Source organism: Xylophilus sp. PBN-3R (genome assembly GCF_057747805.1).
This window is the reverse complement of record NZ_CM173225.1, coordinates 3,497,155-3,519,408: the sequence shown is the minus strand read 5'-3', so window position 1 is coordinate 3,519,408 and position 22,254 is coordinate 3,497,155. Positions and strand designations below refer to the sequence as shown.

17 protein-coding genes are annotated in these 22,254 nt (G+C 65.7%); 9 read left to right on the top strand and 8 right to left on the bottom strand.

The window, feature by feature from the left end:
* Positions 1-4: 4 nt before the first annotated feature.
* Positions 5-1,501, bottom strand: coding sequence for a DUF1501 domain-containing protein (locus tag AC3ANW_RS16695; protein WP_488341970.1), 1,497 nt, complete (start codon positions 1,499-1,501; stop codon positions 5-7).
* Positions 1,498-3,447: a DUF1800 domain-containing protein gene (locus tag AC3ANW_RS16690; RefSeq protein WP_488341969.1), complete on the bottom strand. Its 1,950-nt coding sequence runs from the start codon at positions 3,445-3,447 to the stop codon at positions 1,498-1,500. The genes AC3ANW_RS16695 and AC3ANW_RS16690 overlap by 4 nt, the downstream gene beginning before the upstream one ends.
* A gap of 249 nt (positions 3,448-3,696) precedes the next feature.
* On the opposite strand from AC3ANW_RS16690, the gene AC3ANW_RS16685 reads away from it, so the two are divergent.
* Entirely contained in the window at positions 3,697-3,915 is a 219-nt protein-coding gene (locus AC3ANW_RS16685; protein WP_488341968.1) for a hypothetical protein, read from the top strand.
* Between the two features lie 54 nt (positions 3,916-3,969).
* Here AC3ANW_RS16685 and AC3ANW_RS16680 read toward each other — a convergent pair whose 3' ends face one another.
* Positions 3,970-5,583 carry a gamma-glutamyltransferase family protein gene (locus tag AC3ANW_RS16680; protein WP_488341967.1) on the bottom strand — a complete coding sequence of 538 codons (1,614 nt, stop codon included), beginning with the start codon at positions 5,581-5,583 and terminating at the stop codon, positions 3,970-3,972.
* Positions 5,584-5,624: 41 nt separating this feature from the next.
* Positions 5,625-6,620, bottom strand: a complete 996-nt coding sequence (locus tag AC3ANW_RS16675) for a Bug family tripartite tricarboxylate transporter substrate binding protein (RefSeq protein WP_488341966.1) — start codon at positions 6,618-6,620, stop codon at positions 5,625-5,627.
* Between the two features lie 171 nt (positions 6,621-6,791).
* Here AC3ANW_RS16675 and AC3ANW_RS16670 point away from each other — a divergent pair, with 171 nt between their 5' ends.
* Both AC3ANW_RS16670 and AC3ANW_RS16665 read left to right on the top strand, forming a co-directional pair.
* Positions 6,792-7,694, top strand: coding sequence for a LysR family transcriptional regulator (locus AC3ANW_RS16670; protein ID WP_488341965.1), 903 nt, complete (start codon positions 6,792-6,794; stop codon positions 7,692-7,694).
* Positions 7,695-7,790: 96 nt separating this feature from the next.
* Positions 7,791-11,930 (top strand): chemotaxis protein CheB, encoded by a 4,140-nt coding sequence (locus AC3ANW_RS16665; protein ID WP_488341964.1) that lies wholly within the window; start codon positions 7,791-7,793, stop codon positions 11,928-11,930.
* 6 nt (positions 11,931-11,936) lie between these two features.
* On the opposite strand, the gene AC3ANW_RS16660 is transcribed toward AC3ANW_RS16665, so the two are convergent.
* From AC3ANW_RS16660 to AC3ANW_RS16650, 3 genes are all read right to left on the bottom strand, one after another.
* On the bottom strand, positions 11,937-12,503 hold the full coding sequence (locus AC3ANW_RS16660) for a DUF1003 domain-containing protein (RefSeq protein ID WP_488341963.1): 567 nt from the start codon (positions 12,501-12,503) through the stop codon (positions 11,937-11,939).
* Positions 12,504-12,512: 9 nt separating this feature from the next.
* Positions 12,513-13,271 carry a 3-hydroxyacyl-CoA dehydrogenase gene (locus AC3ANW_RS16655; RefSeq protein WP_488341962.1) on the bottom strand — a complete coding sequence of 253 codons (759 nt, stop codon included), beginning with the start codon at positions 13,269-13,271 and terminating at the stop codon, positions 12,513-12,515.
* Positions 13,272-13,415: 144 nt separating this feature from the next.
* Positions 13,416-13,976, bottom strand: a complete 561-nt coding sequence (locus AC3ANW_RS16650) for a phasin family protein (RefSeq protein WP_488341961.1) — start codon at positions 13,974-13,976, stop codon at positions 13,416-13,418.
* Positions 13,977-14,215: 239 nt separating this feature from the next.
* Here AC3ANW_RS16650 and AC3ANW_RS16645 point away from each other — a divergent pair, with 239 nt between their 5' ends.
* The 3 genes from AC3ANW_RS16645 to AC3ANW_RS16635 all read left to right on the top strand — a co-directional run bounded on the left by AC3ANW_RS16645 (position 14,216) and on the right by AC3ANW_RS16635 (position 17,837).
* Entirely contained in the window at positions 14,216-15,166 is a 951-nt protein-coding gene (locus tag AC3ANW_RS16645; RefSeq protein WP_488341960.1) for a histone deacetylase family protein, read from the top strand.
* Between the two features lie 58 nt (positions 15,167-15,224).
* The gene (locus AC3ANW_RS16640; RefSeq protein ID WP_488341959.1) at positions 15,225-16,592 is read left to right on the top strand and encodes a DNA recombination protein RmuC; all 1,368 of its coding nucleotides are present in this window, start codon (positions 15,225-15,227) and stop codon (positions 16,590-16,592) included.
* A 66-nt stretch (positions 16,593-16,658) separates the two neighbouring features.
* Positions 16,659-17,837: an MFS transporter gene (locus AC3ANW_RS16635; protein ID WP_488341958.1), complete on the top strand. Its 1,179-nt coding sequence runs from the start codon at positions 16,659-16,661 to the stop codon at positions 17,835-17,837.
* A 143-nt stretch (positions 17,838-17,980) separates the two neighbouring features.
* Here AC3ANW_RS16635 and AC3ANW_RS16630 read toward each other — a convergent pair whose 3' ends face one another.
* Complete coding sequence (locus AC3ANW_RS16630; protein WP_488341957.1) at positions 17,981-18,844, bottom strand: LOG family protein; 864 nt, start codon at positions 18,842-18,844, stop codon at positions 17,981-17,983.
* A 116-nt stretch (positions 18,845-18,960) separates the two neighbouring features.
* Here AC3ANW_RS16630 and AC3ANW_RS16625 point away from each other — a divergent pair, with 116 nt between their 5' ends.
* The 3 genes from AC3ANW_RS16625 (at position 18,961) to AC3ANW_RS16615 (ending at position 22,066) form a co-directional block, all read left to right on the top strand.
* Positions 18,961-20,190 carry an MFS transporter gene (locus AC3ANW_RS16625; RefSeq protein WP_488341956.1) on the top strand — a complete coding sequence of 410 codons (1,230 nt, stop codon included), beginning with the start codon at positions 18,961-18,963 and terminating at the stop codon, positions 20,188-20,190.
* 120 nt (positions 20,191-20,310) lie between these two features.
* Positions 20,311-21,750 carry a hypothetical protein gene (locus AC3ANW_RS16620; RefSeq protein ID WP_488341955.1) on the top strand — a complete coding sequence of 480 codons (1,440 nt, stop codon included), beginning with the start codon at positions 20,311-20,313 and terminating at the stop codon, positions 21,748-21,750.
* Positions 21,751-21,844: 94 nt separating this feature from the next.
* Entirely contained in the window at positions 21,845-22,066 is a 222-nt protein-coding gene (locus AC3ANW_RS16615) for a hypothetical protein (protein ID WP_488341954.1), read from the top strand.
* The last annotated feature ends 188 nt before the right edge of the window (positions 22,067-22,254 follow it).

The window sequence follows — 22,254 nt, the reverse complement described above, 5'->3', positions numbered from 1 at the left end:
CGCCTCAGCCCATGAAACCCATGTTGCGCGGGTAGGCGGCGGTGCCGAAGTTCGACAGGTTCGGCAGGATGCCGTTGAGCTCCGAGTCGGCCACGCCGAACCAGCGCGCCAGGGTGGCGGCGTATTGGTCGACCGAAGTGGTCGGCAGCAGCCGGCCCTGGCCGACATGGCTCTGGTCGGCCGCCAGCGTGGTGCTGTTGCCGATGCTGACCGTGGGGGCGGTGCCGTAGAAGGCCTTGCCCTTGACGGCTCCGCCCACCACGAAATGGTGGCTGCCCCAGCCGTGATCCGATCCGGCGCCGTTCGATGCCAGCGTGCGGCCGAAGTCCGATGCGGTGAAGGAAGTCACCTGGCTGGCAACGCCCAGTTCGACGGTGGCGTTGTAGAAGGCGTTCATCGCCTCGCTGACCCTGCCCAGCACCACCGGATGCTGGGTCATCAGGTCGGCGTGCAGGTCGAATCCGCCCAAGGATACGAAGAACACCTGGCGTTTGGCGCCCAGCGAACCGCGCGCCGCGATCAGCCGGGCCACCATCTTCAGTTGGTCCGCAAGGCCGTTGCCGGTGGGAAAGGTGGTGGTCAGGGTGCTGGTGCCGCCGATGGCCGCAGTCACCTGTACTTCGGCCGCCACCGAACGCGCGGTCACCTTGTTGTATTCGTCTTCCAGCATATGGCTGCGCGATTGCTGCAGCAGTGTCGACAAGGCGCCTTGTACGCCGGGGATGCCATAGCCGTTGCTCTTGATGGCGTTGATTGCCACCGAGCCTCCGGTGCTGACCTGGTAGGCCACCGCCGACTGGCCTGAAAGGAACACTGCGTTGCCGGTCGCCGAAATGCAGGTGAAGGTCGACCTGCCGTTGGATGACAGGGCCAGGTCGCCGATACGACCGCCCCAACCGACGGTAGCGCCTTCGGCAGCCAGGGACTGCCACACCGACTGCTGGTCGTTGTGAGAGAAAAGCTTGGGTGGCAGCGGATAGGTCTTGCGGTCGGTGCTGTTGTATTGCGCCCGGGTGAGCGGCACCACCAGCGGACCGACGTTCAGCTGCACGGCGGCCTTGCCGCTGTTGAACAGGGCGGCCATGGCGGTCATGGCCGGGTTGAGCGCGTACTGGCGGCTGTCGGCCAGCGGTGTGGTCGGCGACAGCAGTGTCGGTGTCAGCGCGGCCTTGGCGATGGCGATGCCTCCGCCGGCCTGGCCGGAGCCGCCACGGATGGCGGCGTAGCTGTTGTAGCTGGCGTCGTCGTAGGTCACCACGGTGTTGGCGAAGTCGTTACCGCCGTAGAGGAACACACAGACCAGGGCCTTGTAGTCGGTCGCATCGAACGCGGCGGCTTCGCCCATGGCGGCCAGGTTGAGCGCGAAGGGCAGGGCGGTTCCGGTCAGGGCCAACTGGCCGGAGCGGCGCAGGAAGGCGCGGCGACCGGGGCTGTCGGGCACCGACGAGGTGTCGTCCGGATAGGCGTCCGGGCAGGCATGGTGGGAAAGATGCGTGTTCATTTCTGGACCAGGTATTCGGGGGATGCCATCACCATCAGCACGGCGGCGCCCAGGCGGGCCGTCTTGACGGCGTCGGAGCTGGTGGCGGTCACATTGACGGTGTTGAGGGCCGACACGATCAGGTTGACGGTGGCCGTGGACAGCTGGCCGGCGGCCAGCAGCAGGTTGAGCCGGCCCACCAGGGCGGCAGCGTTGGTCAGCAGGGTCTTCTCGACGGTGTAGGCGGCGATCAGGTCGTAGCCGTTGGCAGCGGTGCTGGCTGTCTGCGGTACATCGGGACCGTTCACATACAGGCCGTATCGGGTGGCGTTCTGCATGAAGTTGACATAGGTGCTGACCATGGTCTCGTTCACCAGCTGGAATTCCGGCGCGACCAGGCCGGCGCTGGCGATGGCAGTCGCCGGAGGCACGTACCCGGGCCGGAAGAAGTTGAATACCGAACCCGAGCGCAATGGACTCTGGCCGAGCTGTGTGGGGCCGGACTGGTCGAAAATCTTCCAGCTCCCTGCAGCCGAACTCAGCCCGAAGGTGCGGCCCCACTGCACCAGGCGCAGCATGGGTTCGCGCAGGCGGCCGAAGGTGGTCGATGTGGTGCCGGCCGGATCACGTGCCTCGTCGTCCAGCAGCACAGCGGCCACCACCGCCGCCAGGTCGCCGCGCACACCTTTGCCGTTGTTGGCGAAGACCGCCGACACCCGCGCGATGTACGCCGGGCTGGGGTTGCTGGTGACCAGGCGCTGGATCAGTTGCCTTCCGATGAACGGGCCGACGTTGGCATGGTTGAACAGCGTGTCCAGGGCCTGCTTGCGGGCGGCGTTGCCTTCGGTGCTGCCCGGGATGCTGGTGCCCAGGAAATTGACGTCCATCGTCGAATGGTTGGATGCAGTCAGCACCATCGGTTTCTGGGCGAAGGCCGTAGTGGAGATCGGGCGTGTGCCGAGCAGCGTGTCGACGTTGCCGGTCATGTCGAAGTTGTAGCCGCTGAACACCCGCGCGAGGTTCGTCACGTCGCTCTGCCCGTAGGTCTCGACCGGAACGCCGCCCGAAGTGACGACACTGCCGTCTGCATTGAGCTTGACCAGGCCGATGGTCATCAGCTGCATGACTTCGCGGGCGTAGTTCTCGTCGGGTTGGCGACCGGCTGCGTTTTCCTTCAGGCTGCCGCGTGTGCTGAGGTACAGGCCCATCGCAGGGTGCAGGGTGACGTCTTCCAGCAAGTTGCGGAAATTGCCGAACGCGTTGGCCGAGAGCATGTCCCACCAGGCCGCGACGATATGGCTGCCCCAGGTCATGTTGATGCCGGTGATCGACACCACGAATATTTCGGACAAGGCCAGCGCCACCCGCTTGCGCATCGCATCGGGTGCATTGAAGAGCTGCCACCACACCACGCAGTCGGCGGGGTAGAGGGAGTCGTAGTACTTGTTCGCGTCGATCGCCCCGTAGCCGCGCTGATTCAGCCAGTCCCATGCGGTCGTGCCGCCCGCCATGGCGAACTGGGCAGACAGGTAGGCGGAATAACCCAGCGAGCGCACCGAGGCGATGTCCGCATCCGATGCATTCAACTGGGCCTGCAGCAGGAAACGGGCTGCCTCGGCGTCGGTGGCCGGGCTGGTGAACGTACGTGTCTGGCCCAATGGTCCAGCGGATCCACCGGCTGTTTCGGTGGACACCACCGAGGTATTCGAGCCTGTTCCAGCACCGGCGGCACTACCGTTGTCGGCGGCGGCCTGTCCGGCCTGCGTTGCCACGGCGGAGGACGAAGCCGGTGAACCTCCGCCGCCGCCGCCGCAGGCTTGCAAAGAGGCTGTGGCTGCCGCAACGCTGGCTGCCAGCCAGGTCCGTGTCAGCGCGGGGCGGGCGGTGTGTGTGTTTCCAAGGGACCGGGAAGCGCCGGTCTGGGTATCGGCAAGGCGAGGCGTCGGGGTGGTTTCGATGTCGGTCATAGGGGTTGGAACGGCAATGAGTGCGCGCCGGCCAAGTTTAGAAATTCGCCTAAAAATTGAGCAGCGGAAGAGATGCCGATGCCACGGCCTGTTCCCGGCTTAGCCCAGGGAACTAAATCCGCGATCCGGGAATACGCAGTTGACGTGTGCATTCACTTCTATATAGGGTGCGAATCCTTTTGTAAGTGACTGCTTCATATGAATTCCAGGGTCCAGAGACTTCCGCTGGCAGGCACTGTCCCGCCGTCCTTGTTGATCTTGGGTGCTGTGCTGTTGGCGTTCCTGGTCTACGGGCTGTCGGTCGGCAACCGAAGCCGGGCCAACCTGGCGAGCGACCGGCTCATCGTGGCGCAATGCTGGCGCGCCATCGACCGGGCCGGTTCGCAGCATGCAGGGCGCGATACGCTGCTGGACGGATGCCGCCGCATGGAGCGTGGTTTTCAACGGACGTACGGCAGCCGCCCATGAAAAAGGCGCCTCGCGGCGCCTTTCACTTCAAGAAACAACGAACGGCAGGCCGCATCAGAACCCCGCTGCGAGCCCGTCCCGCCTCGGGTCGCTGGCGGCCAGGTAACCGTGCTCCTTGGTGTCGCCCATGGACCAGATGAACTGGCCGGCGCCGAAGTCCTGGTAGGAATCGTCGATGACTTCGGTCTGGTGGCCTCGGTCGATCAGGCCCTGCACGGTCTGCGGGTTCATCGCCGCCTCGACGTTGATCTCCAGGCCCTGGTTGAAACGCCAGCGTGGCGCATCGCAGGCGACCTGCGGGTTCTGGCGGTAGTCCAGCATGCGCACCAGCGTCTGCATGTGGCCTTGCGGCTGCATGTTGCCGCCCATCACGCCGAAACTCATCACCGGCTGGCCGCCCCGTGTCAGGAAGGCCGGAATGATGGTGTGGAAGGGCCGCTTGCCCGGTGCCACCTGGTTCGGGTTGCCGGCCTCCAGGCTGAAACCGAAACCGCGGTTCTGCAGGCTGACGCCGAAAGTGGGCTCGACCACACCCGAGCCGAAGCCCTGGAAATTGCTCTGGATGAAACTCACCATCATCCCGTCCTCGTCGGCCGCCGTCAGGTAGATGGTGCCGCCCCGCACCGGGTTGCCGGCCTTGAAGTCCTGCGCGCGTTTCGGGTCGATCAGCCGGGCGCGTTCGGCCAGGTAGCCGTCGTCGAGCATCTGCTCCGGCGTGACCGTCATGCTGGAACGTTCGGACACGAAGCGGTAGGTGTCCGCGAAGGCCAGTTTCATGGCCTCGATCTGCAGGTGCAGCGCTTCCGGCGAATCGGGGGCGTGCGCGGTGATGTCGAATTTTTCGAGGATGCCCAGCGCGATCTGCGCGGCGATGCCCTGCCCGTTGGGCGGAATCTCATGGAGTGTGTAGCCGCGGTAGTCGCGCGCCAGCGGTTCGACCCATTCGGGCTGGTGGGCTGCCAGGTCGCCCATGGTCATGCTGCCGCCATGCTGCTGGATGAACTCCGTGATGGCCTGTGCGATCTCGCCGCGGTAGAAGGCGTCGCCCCTGGTCCGGCCGATGGCGCGCAGGGCACGGGCGGCCGCCGGGAACTTGAACAGTTCACCCACTTCCGGCGCGCGGCCGAAAGGCATGAAGGTGTCGGCGAAGCCGGGAAGACTCTTGAGTTCGGCTGCACCGGCGGCCCATTTCTGGCCCACCACCGGCGGCACCAGGTAGCCGCGTTCGGCGATCTCCGCGGCCGGCTCCATCAGGTCGGCGAAGGGCAGGCGGCCGAAACGTTCGCTCAGCGCCACCCAGGCGCTGACCGCTCCAGGCACGGTCACCGAGTCGGCGCCGCGGCGCGGCGGCGTGCGGCCGTCCGCACCGTGGCGCGACTGGAAGTATTCAGGTGTCCAGGCCTGCGGTGCCCGGCCGGATGCGTTCAGGCCGTGCAGTTTCTTGCCGTCCCACAGGATGCAGAAGGCGTCCGAACCCAGGCCGTTGCTGACGGGTTCCAGGATGGTCATGGCGGCTGCCGTGGCGATGGCGGCATCGACCGCATTGCCGCCCTTCCAGAGCATGCGCAGGCCGGCCTGCGAAGCCAGCGGATGCGAGGTGGACACCACGTTGCGCGCGAACACCGGGATACGCACGCTGCTGTAGGGATTGCCGTGATCGAATTTCATTTGTTTGACTTGTCTCGGGTTTGGATTCAGTGATGGCCGGATCAATCCAGGGTGATGTTCATCGCCTTGATTTCCCTGGTCCAGCGGGTCAGTTCATGGTCGATGAAGGCGCCGAAGACCTTGGGGCTGTTGGTGGCCGGCTCGACGCCCTGGGCCGCGAACTGGGCCGCGACCTCGGGTCTGGCCAGGATGGTCTGCACTTCCCTGGCCAGGCGCTCGACGACGGCGGGCGGAGTGCCGCCGGTGGTGAACAGGCCGTACCAGGAAGAGAACTCGTAACCCGGCACGCCGGCCTCGGCGATGGTGGGCACGTCGGGCAGCGATTTGACCCGGTTTTTGGTGGTCACCGCCAGGATGCGGGTGGCGCCGGTGCGGGCCGAGGCAATGGCCGGAGGAATGCCGGAAAAGATGGTCTGGATCTGGCCGGCCGCCACATCGGTCAGCGCCTGCGAATTGCCCTTGTACGGAATATGGACCAGGTCGATTCCCGCCTGCTTGGCGAACAGCGCGCCGGCCAGGTGCAGGCTGGAGCCGGTGCCGGACGAGCCGTAGTTGATGACACCCGGTTCCTTCCTGGCGGTGGCGATCACGTCCTTGACGCTGCGGTAAGGCAGGTTGGCGTTGACCAGCAGCGCGTTGCCGGATTCCGCCACCAGCGAAATGGCGGCCAGGTCCTTGCGCGGGTCGAAGGTGAGTTTCTTTGCCAGCACTGGCGCGATGGTGTTGCCGCCGATGGAGCCCAGCAGCAGCGTGTAGCCGTCGGGTTTGGCCTTGGCCACCACTTCGTCGGCGATCAGGCCACCGGCGCCTGAACGGTTTTCGACCACCACCGGCTGGCCCAGCGACTGCTGCAGTTCACGCGCCAGCAAACGGGCCAGCACATCGTTGGCACCTCCGGGCGCGAAGCCGACGATCATGCGCAACTGCTGCGAGGGCCACGGCTCGGCAGCGCTGGCAGCACTTGAACCCAGCCCCCATGCAGCGGCGGCCAGGGCGGAAACGGCAAGACGCCGGGCGGAAGAGAACGGATGTGGCATGGGTGCGGTCTTCTGCAATAAAAACGGTTGAAGCCATTATGGAAAGCGGATCCCGTGTCCGGAAAGCGGAAATTTCTGCATTGCAGCAAGAGAAAAACTTTTTAATCATTCGACCGACGGCACGATTCTTGCAAAATTATTTTTTATATTTTGATTTTTTCCGACGGTCCCATGTCCAGCATCCGCGTTCTGAAGACCTTCCTGGCGGTGGTCGCCGACGGCTCCTTCACCGCCGCCGGCCAGCGTGTCGCCCTCACCCAGTCGGCGGTCGGCCTGCAGATCCGTTCACTCGAAGACGAATTGCGGCGGCCACTCTTCGACCGCAACGGCAAGACCATTGCACTCAATGACGACGGCCGCGAATTCCTGCCGGTGGCACGCGAGATCGTCGCCCTGTACGACCGGGCATTGCGCCAGCCGGCCACGCCGCTGGCCATGGCGGGCACCGTCAAGCTCGGGGCCGTGGTGTCCGCGCTGCGCCGGCTGGTGCAGGCCACGGTGGAACTCAAGCGTGAACACCCCGCGCTGGACCTGCACATGTCGGCCGCCAAGTCGCAGGAACTGGTCGCGCAGGTGGAAACCGGAACGCTCGATGCAGCCATCGTGGTGGCCACCGCCCAGCATCGCGGCACGCTGGCGTGGACTCCCTTGTATGTCGAGCCGATGGTGCTGCTGATGCCGCGCGACATGCCGGAGCAGACGATCCGGACCCTCGTCGAGACCCAGCCCTTCATTCGTTTCGACCGGGCCGAACACACCGGCCAGTTGGTCGAACGCACCCTGCGCAAGCTGCGGGCGCGACCGCACGAATTCCTGGAGCTGAATTCCATCGAAGGCATCGTCGATCTGGTCGCCTCGGGTCTGGGTGTCGCGCTGGTGCCAGAGCTTCGTGAGGCCGCGTGGGCGGCGCATCCCCGGCTTCGGGTGCTCAGCTTGCCGACAGTGGTCGAGGGCCGTGAAATCGCCCTGGTGCAGTCCCGGACCGGTGCCAAGGCCACGCTGGTCGCCGCCGTCTGCCGGGGATTCCTGGCGCTCGGGGACGTGGTCGCCAACGAAGTCAGGACTTCGCGCTGAGCCTTTTCACGCCGGACGAGCGGGATTAAATACAGTATTCCGCCGATTTGTGAGCGCGTGTCTCCGAAACCTGCAGATACGCGCATAGCATGCGGGATGACCGATCTACCAGACGATGTGCCAGAAAAGCCCGAGGGATTGCCCGAGGCGCAACTTGATTTCCCCGTGGTCGGGCTCGGCGCGTCGGCAGGCGGCATGGAAGCGCTGCAGGCGTTTTTCGACCTCATGCCGGCCACCAGCGGCATGGCTTTTGTCATCGTGCTGCACCTGTCGCCGCACCACGAGAGTAATGCCGCAGGCATCCTGCAGCGGCACACCGAAATGCCGGTGGTGCAGGTCACCGCGCCGGTGCGTATCGAGTCGGACCATGTCTATGTGATTCCGCCCAGCAAGGACCTTGTCATGGACGACGGGGTGCTGCGGCTGGCAGAGCCGGCGCGGTTGCGTGGCCCGCTGGTGGCGATCGACCTTTTCTTTCGCACGCTCGCGCAAGCCAACCAGGCTCGCGCGGTATGCGCAGTGCTGTCCGGCACCGGTTCGGACGGCGCCATGGGCCTCAAGCGGGTCAAGGAACTTGGCGGTTTCACCATCGCCCAGTCGCCCGACGACGCCGCCTTCGGTGAAATGCCGCGGGCGGCCATCGCCACCGGCATGGTCGATTTCGTGCTGCCGGCCGCCGAGATTCCGCAGCGACTGATGGACCTGTGGAGAAATGCCCGGCGCATCAGCCTGCCGGAGTCGAAAAGAGCGCTGGACGACAGCGCGCTGGTCGCGCCCAGCCCAGCCGACAACGACCTCGCCGAGCGGGCGCTGCACGACATCATGGCGCTGCTGGGCAACCGCACCGGCCACGATTTCCGGCACTACAAACGCGCCACCGTGCTGCGCCGCATCGAGCGCCGGCTGCAGGTCTGCGGCATGCCCGACCTTCGGGCGTATGCGGCCTACCTGGGCAGCCATCCCGACGAGAGCGCGGCCCTGCTCCAGGACATGCTGATCAGCGTGACCAACTTCTTTCGCGACCGCGATGCGTTCGAAGCCCTCGAGCGCGACGTGGTGTCCGCGCTTTTCGAGAACGCCGGCAAGGATGACTCGGTGCGCGCCTGGGTCGCCGGATGCGCCACGGGCGAAGAGGCCTATTCCCTGTCCATCCTGTTGCAGGAGGCCTGCGAAAAACGCATCGAGCCGCCGACGGTGCAGATATTTGCAACCGACATCGATGAACGCGCACTCGCCGTAGCGCGCGCCGGCACCTATCCGATCGGCATATTGGCCGACGTATCGCCCGCCCGTGTGGCTCAGTTCTTCCACAAGGACGCCGACGAACTGCGGGTGACCAAGCTGCTGCGCGAGCCGATGCTGTTCGCCGCGCACAACGTGTTGCGCGATCCGCCGTTCTCCCGGCTCGACCTGATCTGCTGCCGCAACCTGCTGATCTACGTGGGACGCGAGGCGCAGACCAGCATCCTCGAGATGTTCCGTTTTGCGCTGCGTCCGGGCGGCTACCTGTTCCTGGGCAGTTCCGAGTCGGCCGAAGTGGTGAGCGACCTGTTCACCGTGATCGACAAGAAGAACCGCATCTACCGCGCCAATCCGCATTCGCATCCGGTGCGCCACATGCCGTTGACGCCCTTCACCCCGGCCGAGCGCATCACCGCCTCGGGCCAGGCGGCCGCCGTTGCACGTGACCGCAATCGTTCGGGCATCGCCGAACTGCACCAGCGGGCCATCGAGCAGAACGCGCCGCCCAGCGTGCTGGTGGATGACAAGCTGGCCATCCTGCACCTGAGCGAAGGTGCCGGCCGCTACCTGGAGCAGGCCAGCGGCCTGCCCACCACCGAACTGTTGCCCAACGTACGGCCGGCCTTGCGCATCGAGTTGCGCACCGCCCTGTTCCAGCTGTCGCAGAGCGGCAAGCGGATCGACACCGGCAGCGTGCCTTTCGAACACGGCGACCGGCACAGCAGCGTGCGCATATCGGTATGTCCGGTGCGGGTGCCCGATTCGGCGCGACGGCAGATCCTCGTCATATTCGACGAAACCGACACCGCCCCCGAAGGCCCGCCGCCGCCGACCGACCCGGTGGAACGGCAACTCATCGACCGCTATGAACGCGAGGTGGAGCAACTCAAGGAACACCTGCGCAACACGGTCGAGCATGCAGATATTTCCACCGAGGAACTGAAGGCCAGCAACGAGGAACTGCAGGCCATCAACGAGGAACTGCGTTCGGCCACCGAAGAGCTCGAAACCAGCAAGGAAGAATTGCAGTCGATGAACGAGGAACTGTTCACCGTCAACTTCGAGTTGAAGACCAAGGTGGAAGAGACCGGCAAGGTCAACGACGACCTGCAGAACTTCATCCTGGCATCGGACATCGCCATCGTGTTCATCGACCGGGGCCTGCGCATCAAGCGCTTCACGCCCCAGGCGTCGACGGTCTTCAACGTCATCAGCACCGACATCGACCGGCCGCTGCTCGACATCACCAGCCGCCTGCGCTACCCCGAACTCGAAGACGACGTCACCGAGGTCTTCGAACAGCTGCGGGTGATCGAGCGGCCGGTGCAGGGCATCGAAAACCGTTACTACCTGGCCCGCATCCGCCCATACCGCACGCTGGATTACAAGATCGCCGGCGCGGTGCTGACCTTCGTCGACGTGACCGACCTGCGGGCCGCCGAGCAGGCGGTGCGCGACGGCCAGGAGCGGCTGCGCATCGTCGCCCTGACCACGCAGGACTACGCCATCGTGACCATGGATGCCAACGGCATCATCAACACCTGGAACGAAGGTGCGCGGCTGGTCTTTGGCTGGGATGCGGCGGAGGCGATCGGCGAGCATGTCCGCATGTTGTTCACGCAGGAAGACCGCGCCCTGCATGCGCCCGAGACCGAACTCCGGCTGGCCCGCGAAACAGGCCGTGCCGAGGACGAACGCTGGCACCTGCGCAAGGACGGTTCGGTGTTTTTCTGCAGCGGCGTGATGACACCGCTACGCGAGGGCGACCTGACCGGGTTCGTGAAAATCGCCCGCGACGCGACCGGCCACAAACGGCAGGAGGTGGAGCGGGAGGCCTTGCTGCGCCAGGAGCGCGCGGCGAGTTCGGCGGCACGCAATGCCAACGAACTGAAGGACCAGTTCCTGGCGGTCATGTCGCATGAACTGAAACATCCGCTCAACCTGATCCAGGTCCACGCCGAACTGCTGTCGCGCCTGCCTGAGCTGCGCGACATCAAGGCGGTGCAACGCGCCGCCGAAAGCATCAGGGGCGCGGTGCGCAGCCAGGCCAAGATCATCGACGACCTGCTGGACCTGTCGCGCATGCGGACCGGCAAGCTGGCGCTGAACCGGGAGCCGGTGCGAATCGCCCCGGCCTTGCGAGCCATCTTCGAGGCCGCCCGCAGCGATGCCGGTGCCAAGGACATCTCCCTGCATTGGGACGGTCGGGTGGACGAGGACCTGCTGCTCGAATGCGACCGCGTGCGCACCGAACAGATCGTCTGGAACCTCATCAGCAATGCCATCAAGTTCACGCCGCGCGGCGGTTCGGTGGGCCTTCAGCTGGCACTCGAGGGCGAATCCGTCCGTATCCGCATCACCGACGACGGCCGTGGCATCGATGCCGAATACCTTCCGCACATCTTCGGCCTGTTCAGCCAGGAGGTCGATCGCAGCGCCGAACCCAACCAGGGTCTCGGCATCGGTCTCGCCCTGGTGCAGGAACTCACCGTGGCCCAGGGCGGCCGGGTATTGGCCGAGTCTGCGGGGCTGAAGCAGGGCGCGGTCTTCACCGTCTGGCTACCGCTGCTGCGCGAACCTTCCCTGGCCGTGCCGACATCCGCGGCGCCGGACGACGTGCTGATGGGCCTGCGGGTGCTGGCGGTCGACGACATGCCGAGCGCACTGGAGCCATTCGTAGCTCTGCTCGAAAGCGAAGGCGCGGTGGTCGACGCCAGCACCAGCGGTGCGGACGCGCTGCAACGGCTGGCGGCCGGCCGGCACGACCTGCTGCTGTCCGACATCGGCATGCCGGGCATGGACGGCTTCGAGCTGATCGCCGCGGTGCGGCGCTCGGATCAGCCGGACATCAAGGCCATCGCCATGACCGGTTATGGCCGGCCGACCGATGCCGACCGGGCACTGCGCGCCGGTTTCGATGCCCACATGTCCAAGCCGTTGGAATTCGAGGCGCTCAAGCGCCTCATCGCCAGCCTGCTCGGGCGCAAAGGCTGACGCGGGTCAGTCGCCGGGATGGAGATGCGACGGGTGAGGGTGGGCACGTGCGTGGGCGTGTTCCGCCTTCACGATTTCCTGCAGCACCTCGGCGGGATCGGTGTCGCAGGCCAGCGCATCGACCTCGGCCTGGTCTTCCGTTGAAATGCCCATGCGGTCGGCCATCAGCGTGACCAGCCGCAGCAACGCGGTCATTTCGCGCTCGTTCAGCAGGTTGATCTGCAGGTCGAGATGGTGGCGACGCTCGTTTTCGACGGCCGAAAGGTTCTGGCTGATCAGGATCAGGATCGACAGCACGATGGCCTCGAGCGAAACCACCAGGATCAGGAATGTGAAAGGGTAGGGGTCGAACGGCTTGCCCAGCACATTGAAGCCGATCCAGGCGGCGAACCAGGCCAGGTTCATCCAGAGGAAACCGATGGTCCCGCAGAACCTGGCCAGGCGCTCGACCACCCGGTACCAGCCGGGCTTGCGTTCACGCCGCTGTTGCTCGATGTCGAGGATGGATTCGATGTTCTTGCGGGTGATCGACTCGACATTGGGATGGGAGTGACGGGCGGACGGCTTGTTCATGCCGGCAATCTAACGCGGTGCCATGCGGATGGCTCCATCAAGTCGTATCACCTCGCCGTTGAGCATGTCGTTCTCGAAGATGTGGCGCACCAGCTTCGCGTAGTCCTGCGGCGTGCCCAGGCGCGACGGGAAGGGCACGCTGGCGCCTAGCGCGTCCTGCACTTCCTGCGGCATGCCGAACACCATCGGGGTCCCGAAGATGCCGGGCGCGATGGTCATGTTGCGGATGCCCAGGCTGGCCAAGTCGCGGGCGACGGGCAGTGTCATGCCGACCACGCCGCCCTTGGAAGCCGCGTAGGCCGCCTGGCCGATCTGCCCGTCGTAGGCGGCCACCGAGGCGGTCGACACGATGGCACCACGCTCGCCGGTCGGCAGCCGTTCGTTGAGGGCCATGGCTTCTGCGGCCAGCCGGATCATGTTGAAGGTGCCGACCAGGTTGATGCCGACGGTGCGGGCGAAGACGTCGAGGGCGTGCGCGCCCGACTTGCCGACCGTCCTGGCGGCCGGTGCGATGCCGGCGCAGTTGACCAGTCCGTACAAGCCGCCCAGTGCCACCGCCTGAGCCACGGCGCTTTCGCCGTCGGCGGCCTGGGTGACATCGCAGCGGACGAAGGCACCTTCGATTTCCGCGGCCAGTGCTTCGCCTTTTTCCTGCTGCAGGTCGGCGACCACCACCTTGCCGCCCGCGCCCGCCAGCATGCGGGCGGTACCTTCACCCAGCCCGGATGCGCCGCCGGTGACGATGAAGACCTTGCCTGAAATTTCCACGATGTCTCCTTCTGTTTGATGTGACGTTGACGTCAACGTCAATTATGCGATGGGCCACACCTGCAGGGCACCATGCAAAACGCCCGGACGGGCCGGGCGCTTTTCAGGCAGATGCCGGCGTGGGCCGGCACGGCGGAATACCGATCAGCCGCGCTTGCGGGTGGCTGCGGTCGTCGTGGTGCGGGCGGCGTTGAGTGCCGAGGCCGACGCGGCGGTGTAGTTGGCTTCCATCATGTCGGAGGCCTGTTTGACAGCCTTCTGCACCGAGTCGGCGACGTTGTTGGCGGCGGCGACGGCGCTCTTCATGACGGCGACCGCGGTTTCCGAACCGGCCGGTGCATTGCGCGATGCGGCGTCGACCATGCCGGTGAAAGCCTTCTGGGCTTCGGCGGTCTTGCCTTCCACGGTCTTGCCGAGTTCGGCGCCGCTGGCCGATGCGATGTCGTACAGGTGACGGCTGTAGGCAGCGGTCTTTTCGGCGATGGGTTGCAGTGCGCTTGCCTGGAGGGCCAGCATCTCTTGCGCATCCTTGGCGCTGAGCAGGGCCTTGGTGTGTTCCGCGGCGTCGGACAGCGCGGCACGCGAAGCGGTCAGGTTCAGCTCGACCAGCTTTTCCAGGCTTTCGAATGCCTTGGAGGTCAGGCTGAAAATGGTTTCGACGCTGGCCTTGTTGGCGGCGGCGATCTGTTCGGGCGTGGCGGTCATGGACATCTCCGTAGGGTGAAAATGAGAGGGCGAAACCGCCCGCTGAAACGGCATTGGCTTTTTATGTTGCACTGCAACATGACGAAATTATAGGCACGGGCGTTGCAAAAGCCAATAGTTTTGTGCGCTGCAACATTTTTCGGCGGCGGCATCTCAAGGTATCCAAGACCCCGGGTTTTGGCAAGTCGTGGTTAAGGTTGCATCTAGTCCATGCGCCCTGTTTTTAAATGCATGTCCTGATGCACGCCTATTACGCCGACCGTTTTGTCCTGCCGCTGCCCGCCGGCCATCGATTCCCCATGGCCAAGTACGGTGCGTTACGCGACCGTCTGCTGCAGAATTTTCCAGAGGTGGACATCCAGCCGGCACCCGCCGCATCGGACGGCGAACTGGCGCTGGTCCACACGCCCGATTACATCCGCGCGGTGGCCGACGGCAGCCTGGACGCTGCCATCCAGCGCGACATCGGATTCCCCTGGTCGGTGGCAATGGCCGAACGGGCGCGGCATTCGGTGGGCGCCACCATCGCCGCGGCCCGTCGTGCGATGACCGACGGCATCGCAGCCAACCTGGCGGGCGGCACCCACCATGCAGGTCGCGCGGCGGGCAGCGGTTTCTGTGTATTCAACGACGTCGCGGTGGCCGCACGCCTGTTGCAGGCCGAACACGCGCGCCGGGTACCCCGTCCGCGGCGGCCCTTCCGCGTGGCGGTGATCGACTGCGATGTCCACCAGGGCAACGGCACCGCCGCGGTCTTCAGAGGCGACCCGGATGTGTTCACCCTGTCGCTGCACGGCGAGAAAAACTTCCCTTTCCAGAAGGAAGCCGGCGACCTCGACGTCGACCTGCCGGATGGCTGCGGCGACGCCGAATACCTGGCCGCGCTCGAACAGGCGTTGGCCACGCTCGAAGACCGTTTCGATGCCGATTTCGTCTTCTATCTTGCCGGGGCCGACCCACACGAAGGCGACCGGCTGGGCCGGCTCAAGCTGAGCTTCGACGGCATGGAAGCGCGCGACCGGCGGGTATTCGACTGGGCCTGGCAACGCCGCCTGCCGATGGCTTTCGCCATGGCCGGCGGCTACGGCCGCGACATGGCCGACACGTTGCAGGTGCAGGAAGGCACCTTCCGGGTGGCGCTGGCCTACGCCCGGCGCTGGCAGGATGCGAAAATGCCGGATTACCGGTAACCATCGCAGCCACCGCGGTTGCGCGCTGCGTTGCCCGGTTCAGGAAAGACAGGTCTGAATGGGTGGTCTGGTGGAAGCGGTGCTGGCGTGCATCGCGCTGGTGGTGGGTCTGGGTCTGGGTTGGTGGCTGACGCGGCGCGACGGATCGGCCGAAGTCGCCACGTTGAGTGAACGGGCTCGTGGCCTGGCCGCCGAGCGCGACCGTTGGCTGGAGCAGTCGCGAAGCCTGGGATTGCAGGCCGAGCAGCAACGCGAGGAACTGTCCGCCCAGCTCTCTCAATCGCGCAGCCGCCAGGCCACGCTCGAAGCCCAACTGGCCGCCGAACGCGCGCAGTCCGCCGAAAAGATCGCCCTGCTGCAGGACGCCCGTGAGTCGCTGGGCCTGCAGTTCAAGACCCTGGCCAACGACATCCTCGAAGAAAAGAGCAAAAGATTCGCCGAGCAGAACCAGGCCAGCCTGGGCAGCTTGCTCGACCCCCTGCGCAACCGGCTGGCCGACTTCCAGGGCAAGGTCGAACAGTTCTACGACGCCGAAGGCAAACAGCGTTCAGCCCTTTCGCAGCAGGTCAGCCAGTTGATGGATCTCAACAAGCTGCTGGGCGAAGAGGCACGCAGCCTGACCAGTGCGCTCAAGGGCAGTTCGAAGGCGCAGGGCAACTGGGGCGAACTGATTCTGGAGCGGGTGCTCGAAGCCTCCGGCCTGCGCCGCGGGTTCGAATACCACGTGCAGCAGAACCATACCCGCGAAGACGGCAGCCGCGCGCAGCCCGATGTGGTGATCCAGCTGCCGGAAGAACGCACGCTGGTGGTAGACGCCAAGGTGTCGCTGATCGCCTACGAGGAGTGCGTGATGGCCGAAACCGACGAGGCCCGCCTGCTGGCCCAGCGCCGCCATCTGGCTTCGGTGCGGGCGCACATCGAAGGTTTGTCCGCACGCAATTACCAGCAGCTCTACAGCCTGAAGACGCTGGATTTTGTGCTGATGTTCGTGCCCATCGAGCCGGCCTTCATGTTGGCGGTCGCGGCTGACGAACAGCTCTTCATGGATGCCTGGCGCCGCAACGTGCTGCTGGTCAGTCCGTCCACGCTATTGTTCGTGGTGCGCACCGTGGCCCATCTCTGGCGGCAGGAGCAGCAGAACCGGAATGCCCAGGAAATCGCCCGGCGCGGCGCCGACCTCTACGACAAGCTATCCGCTTTTGTAGGCGACCTGGAAGACATCGGGCGCTCGCTGGACAAGGCGCAGAAATCCTATGGCGAAGCCTTCAAGCGGCTGAAAGCCGGGCGCGGCAATGCCATCGCCCAGGCCGAGCGCCTGCGGGACCTCGGTGTGAAACCCACCCGCACGATGAGCCCGAATGCGCTCGAAGGCGCCTTGCCCGACCTGGACGAACGAGGCGACGGGCTGCCTTCCATCCCGAGTTGACACCATTCTCCGGCTCTCCCGCGTTCGCAAAAAATCCATGAAGAACCGAGACAAGAAAACGTTTCCATGAGTCCGCAACTCGCACGTGTCATTCCCATCCAGGTCTGCATCCATTCGGCCATGGCCGGCGCCCGGCTGGCCGTGCCTCTGCTGGCGCTGCAGCAGGGCTACAGCGCCGCGGCGGTGGGCGTGCTGGTCGCGCTGTTCGCCTTGACCCAGGTCTTCCTGGCGCTGCCGGCCGGTCGTTTCGCCGACCGCAACGGGGTGCAATTGCCGGTGACGCTGGCGGCGGTGGCTTCCTGTGCGGGCGTTGCGCTGACGGGGCTGTTTCCGGTATTCCCGATGTTCTGCGTGGCGGCCCTGATGTCCGGCGGTGCGACGGGCACGGTGGTGATTACCTTGCAACGCCATGTGGGCCGCGCGGCTGCCGGGCCGGCCCAGCTCAAGCAGGCGTTCAGCTGGCTGGCCATCGCGCCGGCGGTGGGCAACTTCGTCGGCCCTTTCGGTGCCGGGCTGCTGATCGACCACGCCGGCGCGCAGCCGGGCGACCTGTGGGGTTTCCGGATCGCTTTCGGCGCCATGGCCGTCATGCCGTTGCTGGCCTGGTGGCTTTCGCGCGGCATGACCGAACTGGCCGCCGAGCCGCGCTCGACCAATGCTTCCGGTGTGCCGACACGGGCCTGGGATCTTCTGCAGTCATCCATGTTCCGGCGCCTGCTGTTCTGCAACTGGCTGCAGTCGGCCAGCTGGGATGTGCACGCCTTCGTGGTGCCGCTGCTGGGCCATGAGCGCGGCCTGGGTGCGTCGACCATCGGCAGCATCCTGGGCGCTTTTGCGATTGCCGCGGCACTGATCCGCATCGTGCTGCCCACGCTGACCTCCGGGCGCGAAGAACGGGACGTGATCTTCGTATCGACTGTCGGAACTGCTGTGCTGTTCGGCCTCTACCCGCTGGCTCCCTCCGCGCTGCTGATGGGCGTCTGCTCGGTTTTCCTGGGCTTCACGCTGGGAGCGGTGCAGCCGATGGTGATGAGCATGCTGCACCACATCACGCCGCCCAACCGGCAGGGCGAGGCGCTGGGTTTGCGGCTGATGTTGATCAATGCGTCCAGCGTGGTCGTGCCCATCGCGTTCGGCGCCGCCGGCTCGGTGCTGGGCGTCGGGGGCGTGTTCTGGATGGTCGGTGGCGTCCTGGCCTTCGGATCACGCGCCGTCAAGAAACTCCAGCGCGGCGACGAGAAATAACGGCCTCCCGGCTTCTCGTCCGCTTCGCTCTCGTAATTCGCCACCTTCCCAGCAGGGCGCCCCGCCTGCCTCGGGGCGGGCCGGCGGCTGCCGCCATCCGAGCATGTCGACGGGCGGCAGTCGGATAGAGGCCCTGAGCGCTTTCAGAGTCTGTAGAAATTCTGGATGTAGTCCCAGGCGTCCTGCGGGTCGTCGGTGATGTGGAACAGCTGCAGGTCCTTGGCGGAGATGGTGCCTTCCTCCACCAGCACGTCCAGATTGATGGCACGGCTCCAGAACGACCTGCCGAACAACACGATGGGCACACGTTTGGACTTGCCAGTCTGCACCAGGGTCAGCACTTCGAAGAGTTCGTCGAAGGTGCCGAAACCGCCGGGGAAGGCCACCAGCGCCTTGGCGCGCATCATGAAATGCATCTTGCGCAGGGCGAAGTAGTGGAACTTGAACGACAGGCTCGGCGTGATGAAACGGTTGCCGCTCTGTTCGAAGGGCAGGGCGATGTTCAGGCCGACGTTGAGCGCGCCGACTTCGTGCGCGCCGCGATTGGCGGCTTCCATGATGCCGGGGCCGCCGCCGGTGCAGATGTAGAGGCGTTCCTCGCGCGGCCGGGCTTCGCTGTCGGTGGCCACCAGCCGGGCGAACAGGCGGGCCTGTTCGTACCAGTGGGCGTTGTGCACCTTCAGTTTGGCGGCCTGGATGGCGATCTCCTCGCCGCTGGCTTCCGCCGCTTCGAGCAAGGCCTGCGCCTCGTCGGGTGCCATGAAACGTGCACTGCCGTACACGACGATGGTGTTGTCGATGCCTTGCGCCTGCTGGTCGAGGTCGGGTTTGAGCATTTCCAGTTGCATGCGCACGCCGCGGGTTTCGCGGCGGACCAGGAATTCGGGGTCCGAAAAAGCCAGCCGGTAGGCGTCCGCATGCAGCGTGTTGCCGCTGTCGGCATGCGATTGCAGGGTGGCCCAGGCATCGGCGATGCGGCGGTCGTTGAGGTTGTGGGTGCTGTCCATGGAGGCATTGTCAGGGATGCGCCGGCTGCAGCCGGAAGGCATAACGGCTATTCTTCGCGCCGCACGTTTCCTGCGTTGCCTGCGTTTGCCATGTCCCGATTTCGTTTTTCCGCCAGATGACCGCCACCGACTACAGTTTCAAGGACCTGCTGCAACAGCGGGATTTCATGCGTTTCTGGGGCACCAGGTTGTTCGGCACCGCCGGCCAGCAGATGCTGCTGGTGGCCATTGGCTGGCAGATGTACGACCTGACCGGCAGCGCCTGGGACCTCGGCCTGGTGGGCCTGTACCAGTTCGCGCCGGCCCTGTTGCTGGCACTGGTGGCCGGCCATGTGGCCGATCGTTTCCACCGCGGCCGGATCATCGCCTGCTGCCTGCTCACCCAGGGCCTGCTGTCCTTGCTGCTCGTGGTCGCCACCCAGGGCCACTGGGCCGACCGCCACCTGCTGCTGCTGCTGTCGGTGGTGCTGGGCATGGTGCGGGCGTTTCAGATGCCGGCCCAGCAGGCGCTGGTGCCCATGCTGGTGCCGCCGCTGATGCTGCCGCGTGCCATGGCCTTCGCCACCGGCGGCATGCAGACCGCCATCATCGGCGGGCCGGCGCTGGGCGGCGTGATCTTCGTGGCCGGCGCGGCCGCGGTATACGCTACCTGCACCGCGCTTTTCCTGGTCGGGGGCGTGCTGATCGCCTGGGTGCGTTATGCCCACGTGCAGGCGCCCAAGGAACCCATGACCGTCAAGACGGTGCTGGCCGGCGTGAGTTTCATCTGGAACCGCAAGCCGGTGCTGGGCGCCGTTTCGCTCGACCTGTTCGCGGTGCTGCTCGGCGGCGCGGTGGCGCTGCTGCCGATCTATGCCAGGGACATCCTGCACACCGGACCCTGGGGCCTGGGCATCCTGCGGTCGGCGCCGGCCGTGGGCGCGCTGGTCATGTCCGTCGTGCTGACCCGCTGGCCGCTCGACCGCAAGGTCGGCAAGCGGCTGCTGCTGGCGGTCGGCATCTTCGGTCTCGCCACACTGGTGTTCGGCCTTTCGCACAGCCTGTGGCTTTCGGTGCTGGCGCTGGCCGTGACGGGCGGAGCGGACATGGTCAGCGTGGTCGTGCGGCAGTCGCTGGTGCAGCTCGAAACCCCTGACGAAATGCGCGGCCGTGTCAGTGCCGTCAATTCTGTCTTCATCGGCGCCAGCAACCAGCTGGGCGAGTTCGAATCCGGTGCCACTGCGGCCTTGCTGGGACCGGTGGGCGCGGTGGTGCTGGGCGGGGTCGGCACCATGTTGGTGGCGCTGTTGTGGGTGCGCCTGTTCCCGGGCCTTTCACAGCGTGACCGGATGGTGTCGGCGAAATGATTCAGCCGCGCTTCGGGCGTGGGGCGACGGCTGCGGATTAGGGCGGGGCGGCCCGGGAAGCGCCTGAAAAATGGGAGCGGCGGACACCTTGCTCCGCGGCTTTCCCGCTGAAGGAATCCCATGAGTTTCACGCCCTTGCAACCGGCCTGCGCGACCCCGGTGACGTTCCCGCTGCACCATGTCCGCCGAAGCCCTACGGTTTTCCTGCAGGAACAGCGGGGCCGTGTGCTCAGCAGCCATTTCGCCGGGGACGGCCGGTCGGACGTCGGCACCTTCACCGGCTGGAACGACGCCCATAGCCATGTGCCGGGCCCCGGTTACAGCCCGGTGCAGATATTCGACTTCGCGAGTCCGCTGTCCCAGAGCGTGCAGGACCAGCTGGGCCTGATGGACGCCGCAGGTGTCGACCGCATGTTGTGGATGGGCATTCCCAGCAACATCGTGGGTGGCAAGCTGTCGGTGAGCTGCGGTGACGGTCCCGGCCTGGGGCGCACCTACTACCTGCCCGACCGGTTCCGCGACGGCACGGATCGCCTGACCGGCGCCGACCTTCAGGCGCTCTACGACGTCAGGCAGTACTACAACCTGTCGGTCGACTGGCAACTGGCCAAGTCCTGGAAGGAACTGCCTGCCGACGTGCGCGAGCGCCTGTTGCCGTCCATCACCGGCATCAACCTGCAGGACACCAACAGCATCCACGGCGTGATGCGGCTCAAGCGGGAGTATCTCGACACCTTCCACTGGGCGGGCGAGATCACCGGAGGCAAGGGTTTCGTCGAGAAGCAGAACCGCGACTACATCCCTACCTTCGACGAAGACGCCGCCATCCACGCCAACCTGGCATACCTGGGCCGGACCGGCATGGGCGTCACGCTGCACTGGGACGTGAACGACGAGGCCCGTTGCATCGCCACCGGCGAGCCGGGCCGTTCCGAACGGCTGGCCGGCATCCGGAGTCTCTTTGCGCGCCATTCCGACAACTCATGCATCGTCTGGGCGCACCTGGGCGGCCTGGGGCGTTCCGCGCCGCCGTCGGCCGGCCATGTGGCCGATCTGCGGGCGGTACTGAAGGACTTTCCCAACGTCTGCATCGACATGTCCTGGTCCGACATCGCGACCTACTATTCGCCGCAGCCCCAGCCAGCATTCAATTGCAACGACGAACAGCGGGCGCGTTTCGATCCGGTGGCCGACCGTGCGCTGCGCCAGGCGCGCATCCGTGAACTGGCTGCGCTGATCGAGGAATTCCCGGACCGGTTCCTGATGGGCAGCGACGCGCTGGTGGCACACAAGTCCGCTTCGATTTCCAGCACCTATGCGCTCTATTCGAACTTGGGCCAGGGGCCCGGCACCGGCAGGGCGGCAGGCCTGTTCGACCACCTGAAACCCGCCACTCAGGTGGCGGTGGTTCGCGGAAACTTCGACCGTCTGTACGGCGAGGCCAGAAACGCCAGCCGGCGTTACGAAAGGCAGGGTCTGCAAGAGGACATGGAAGCCATCCACCGTCAGACGCTCGCTAACGGCCGCACACCCAACGTCTGGCCCGGCGAGCAAAAGTAGCCGGCGCGCGGGTCCGGCGGCTATCGCCGGACCTATGGCAAGCTGGCTACAACATCTTCGTTAGAGGTGGTTCTGGTTCCGCTCGATTCGTTTCTTGCGGTATCGAGATCGGGAAACCCCGCGCGCTACGATTCATGCGCCCAGCGAATGGCCAACCGTCCACCGGCCGACGACGCCTTTCCCCGGGCGTGGACGCCGAGTACCGGCCAGTGGCGGCCGGTTCGGCCGGCTGCCCGCGCTGGTCGCCGAAGCGGTGCGCAACGTCGCCGCGGTGCTGGCGCACGGCATTCCCAGCATCACGACCGACCGGACCTAAGACGAAGGTGGTCCGCCAGGAGTGGCCCACCACCGGACACTCTACGTCCATGCGCACAAGGCCGATCCCGCAGGTTGCGGGTCGAGATGCTGACCGGTCATGGCGAGCCCGAACCGAGCGCGCGAGACACCGCTACCTCGACCGCCTGCACATTGGATGGATCCACTGCGCCGGTTGCCGCAGGTCAG

Bases quoted from the DNA above. Each gene is read 5' to 3' on its own strand.
- AC3ANW_RS16695 (WP_488341970.1), bottom strand. From the start codon at position 1,501: ATGAACACGCATCTTTCCCACCATGCCTGCCCGGACGCCTATCCGGAC.
- AC3ANW_RS16690 (WP_488341969.1), bottom strand. From the start codon at position 3,447: ATGACCGACATCGAAACCACCCCGACGCCTCGCCTTGCCGATACCCAG.
- AC3ANW_RS16680 (WP_488341967.1), bottom strand. From the start codon at position 5,583: ATGAAATTCGATCACGGCAATCCCTACAGCAGCGTGCGTATCCCGGTG.
- AC3ANW_RS16675 (WP_488341966.1), bottom strand. From the start codon at position 6,620: ATGCCACATCCGTTCTCTTCCGCCCGGCGTCTTGCCGTTTCCGCCCTG.
- AC3ANW_RS16670 (WP_488341965.1), top strand. From the start codon at position 6,792: ATGTCCAGCATCCGCGTTCTGAAGACCTTCCTGGCGGTGGTCGCCGAC.
- AC3ANW_RS16665 (WP_488341964.1), top strand. From the start codon at position 7,791: ATGACCGATCTACCAGACGATGTGCCAGAAAAGCCCGAGGGATTGCCC.
- AC3ANW_RS16660 (WP_488341963.1), bottom strand. From the start codon at position 12,503: ATGAACAAGCCGTCCGCCCGTCACTCCCATCCCAATGTCGAGTCGATC.
- AC3ANW_RS16650 (WP_488341961.1), bottom strand. From the start codon at position 13,976: ATGACCGCCACGCCCGAACAGATCGCCGCCGCCAACAAGGCCAGCGTC.
- AC3ANW_RS16645 (WP_488341960.1), top strand. From the start codon at position 14,216: ATGCACGCCTATTACGCCGACCGTTTTGTCCTGCCGCTGCCCGCCGGC.
- AC3ANW_RS16640 (WP_488341959.1), top strand. From the start codon at position 15,225: ATGGGTGGTCTGGTGGAAGCGGTGCTGGCGTGCATCGCGCTGGTGGTG.
- AC3ANW_RS16635 (WP_488341958.1), top strand. From the start codon at position 16,659: ATGAGTCCGCAACTCGCACGTGTCATTCCCATCCAGGTCTGCATCCAT.
- AC3ANW_RS16630 (WP_488341957.1), bottom strand. From the start codon at position 18,844: ATGGACAGCACCCACAACCTCAACGACCGCCGCATCGCCGATGCCTGG.
- AC3ANW_RS16625 (WP_488341956.1), top strand. From the start codon at position 18,961: ATGACCGCCACCGACTACAGTTTCAAGGACCTGCTGCAACAGCGGGAT.
- AC3ANW_RS16620 (WP_488341955.1), top strand. From the start codon at position 20,311: ATGAGTTTCACGCCCTTGCAACCGGCCTGCGCGACCCCGGTGACGTTC.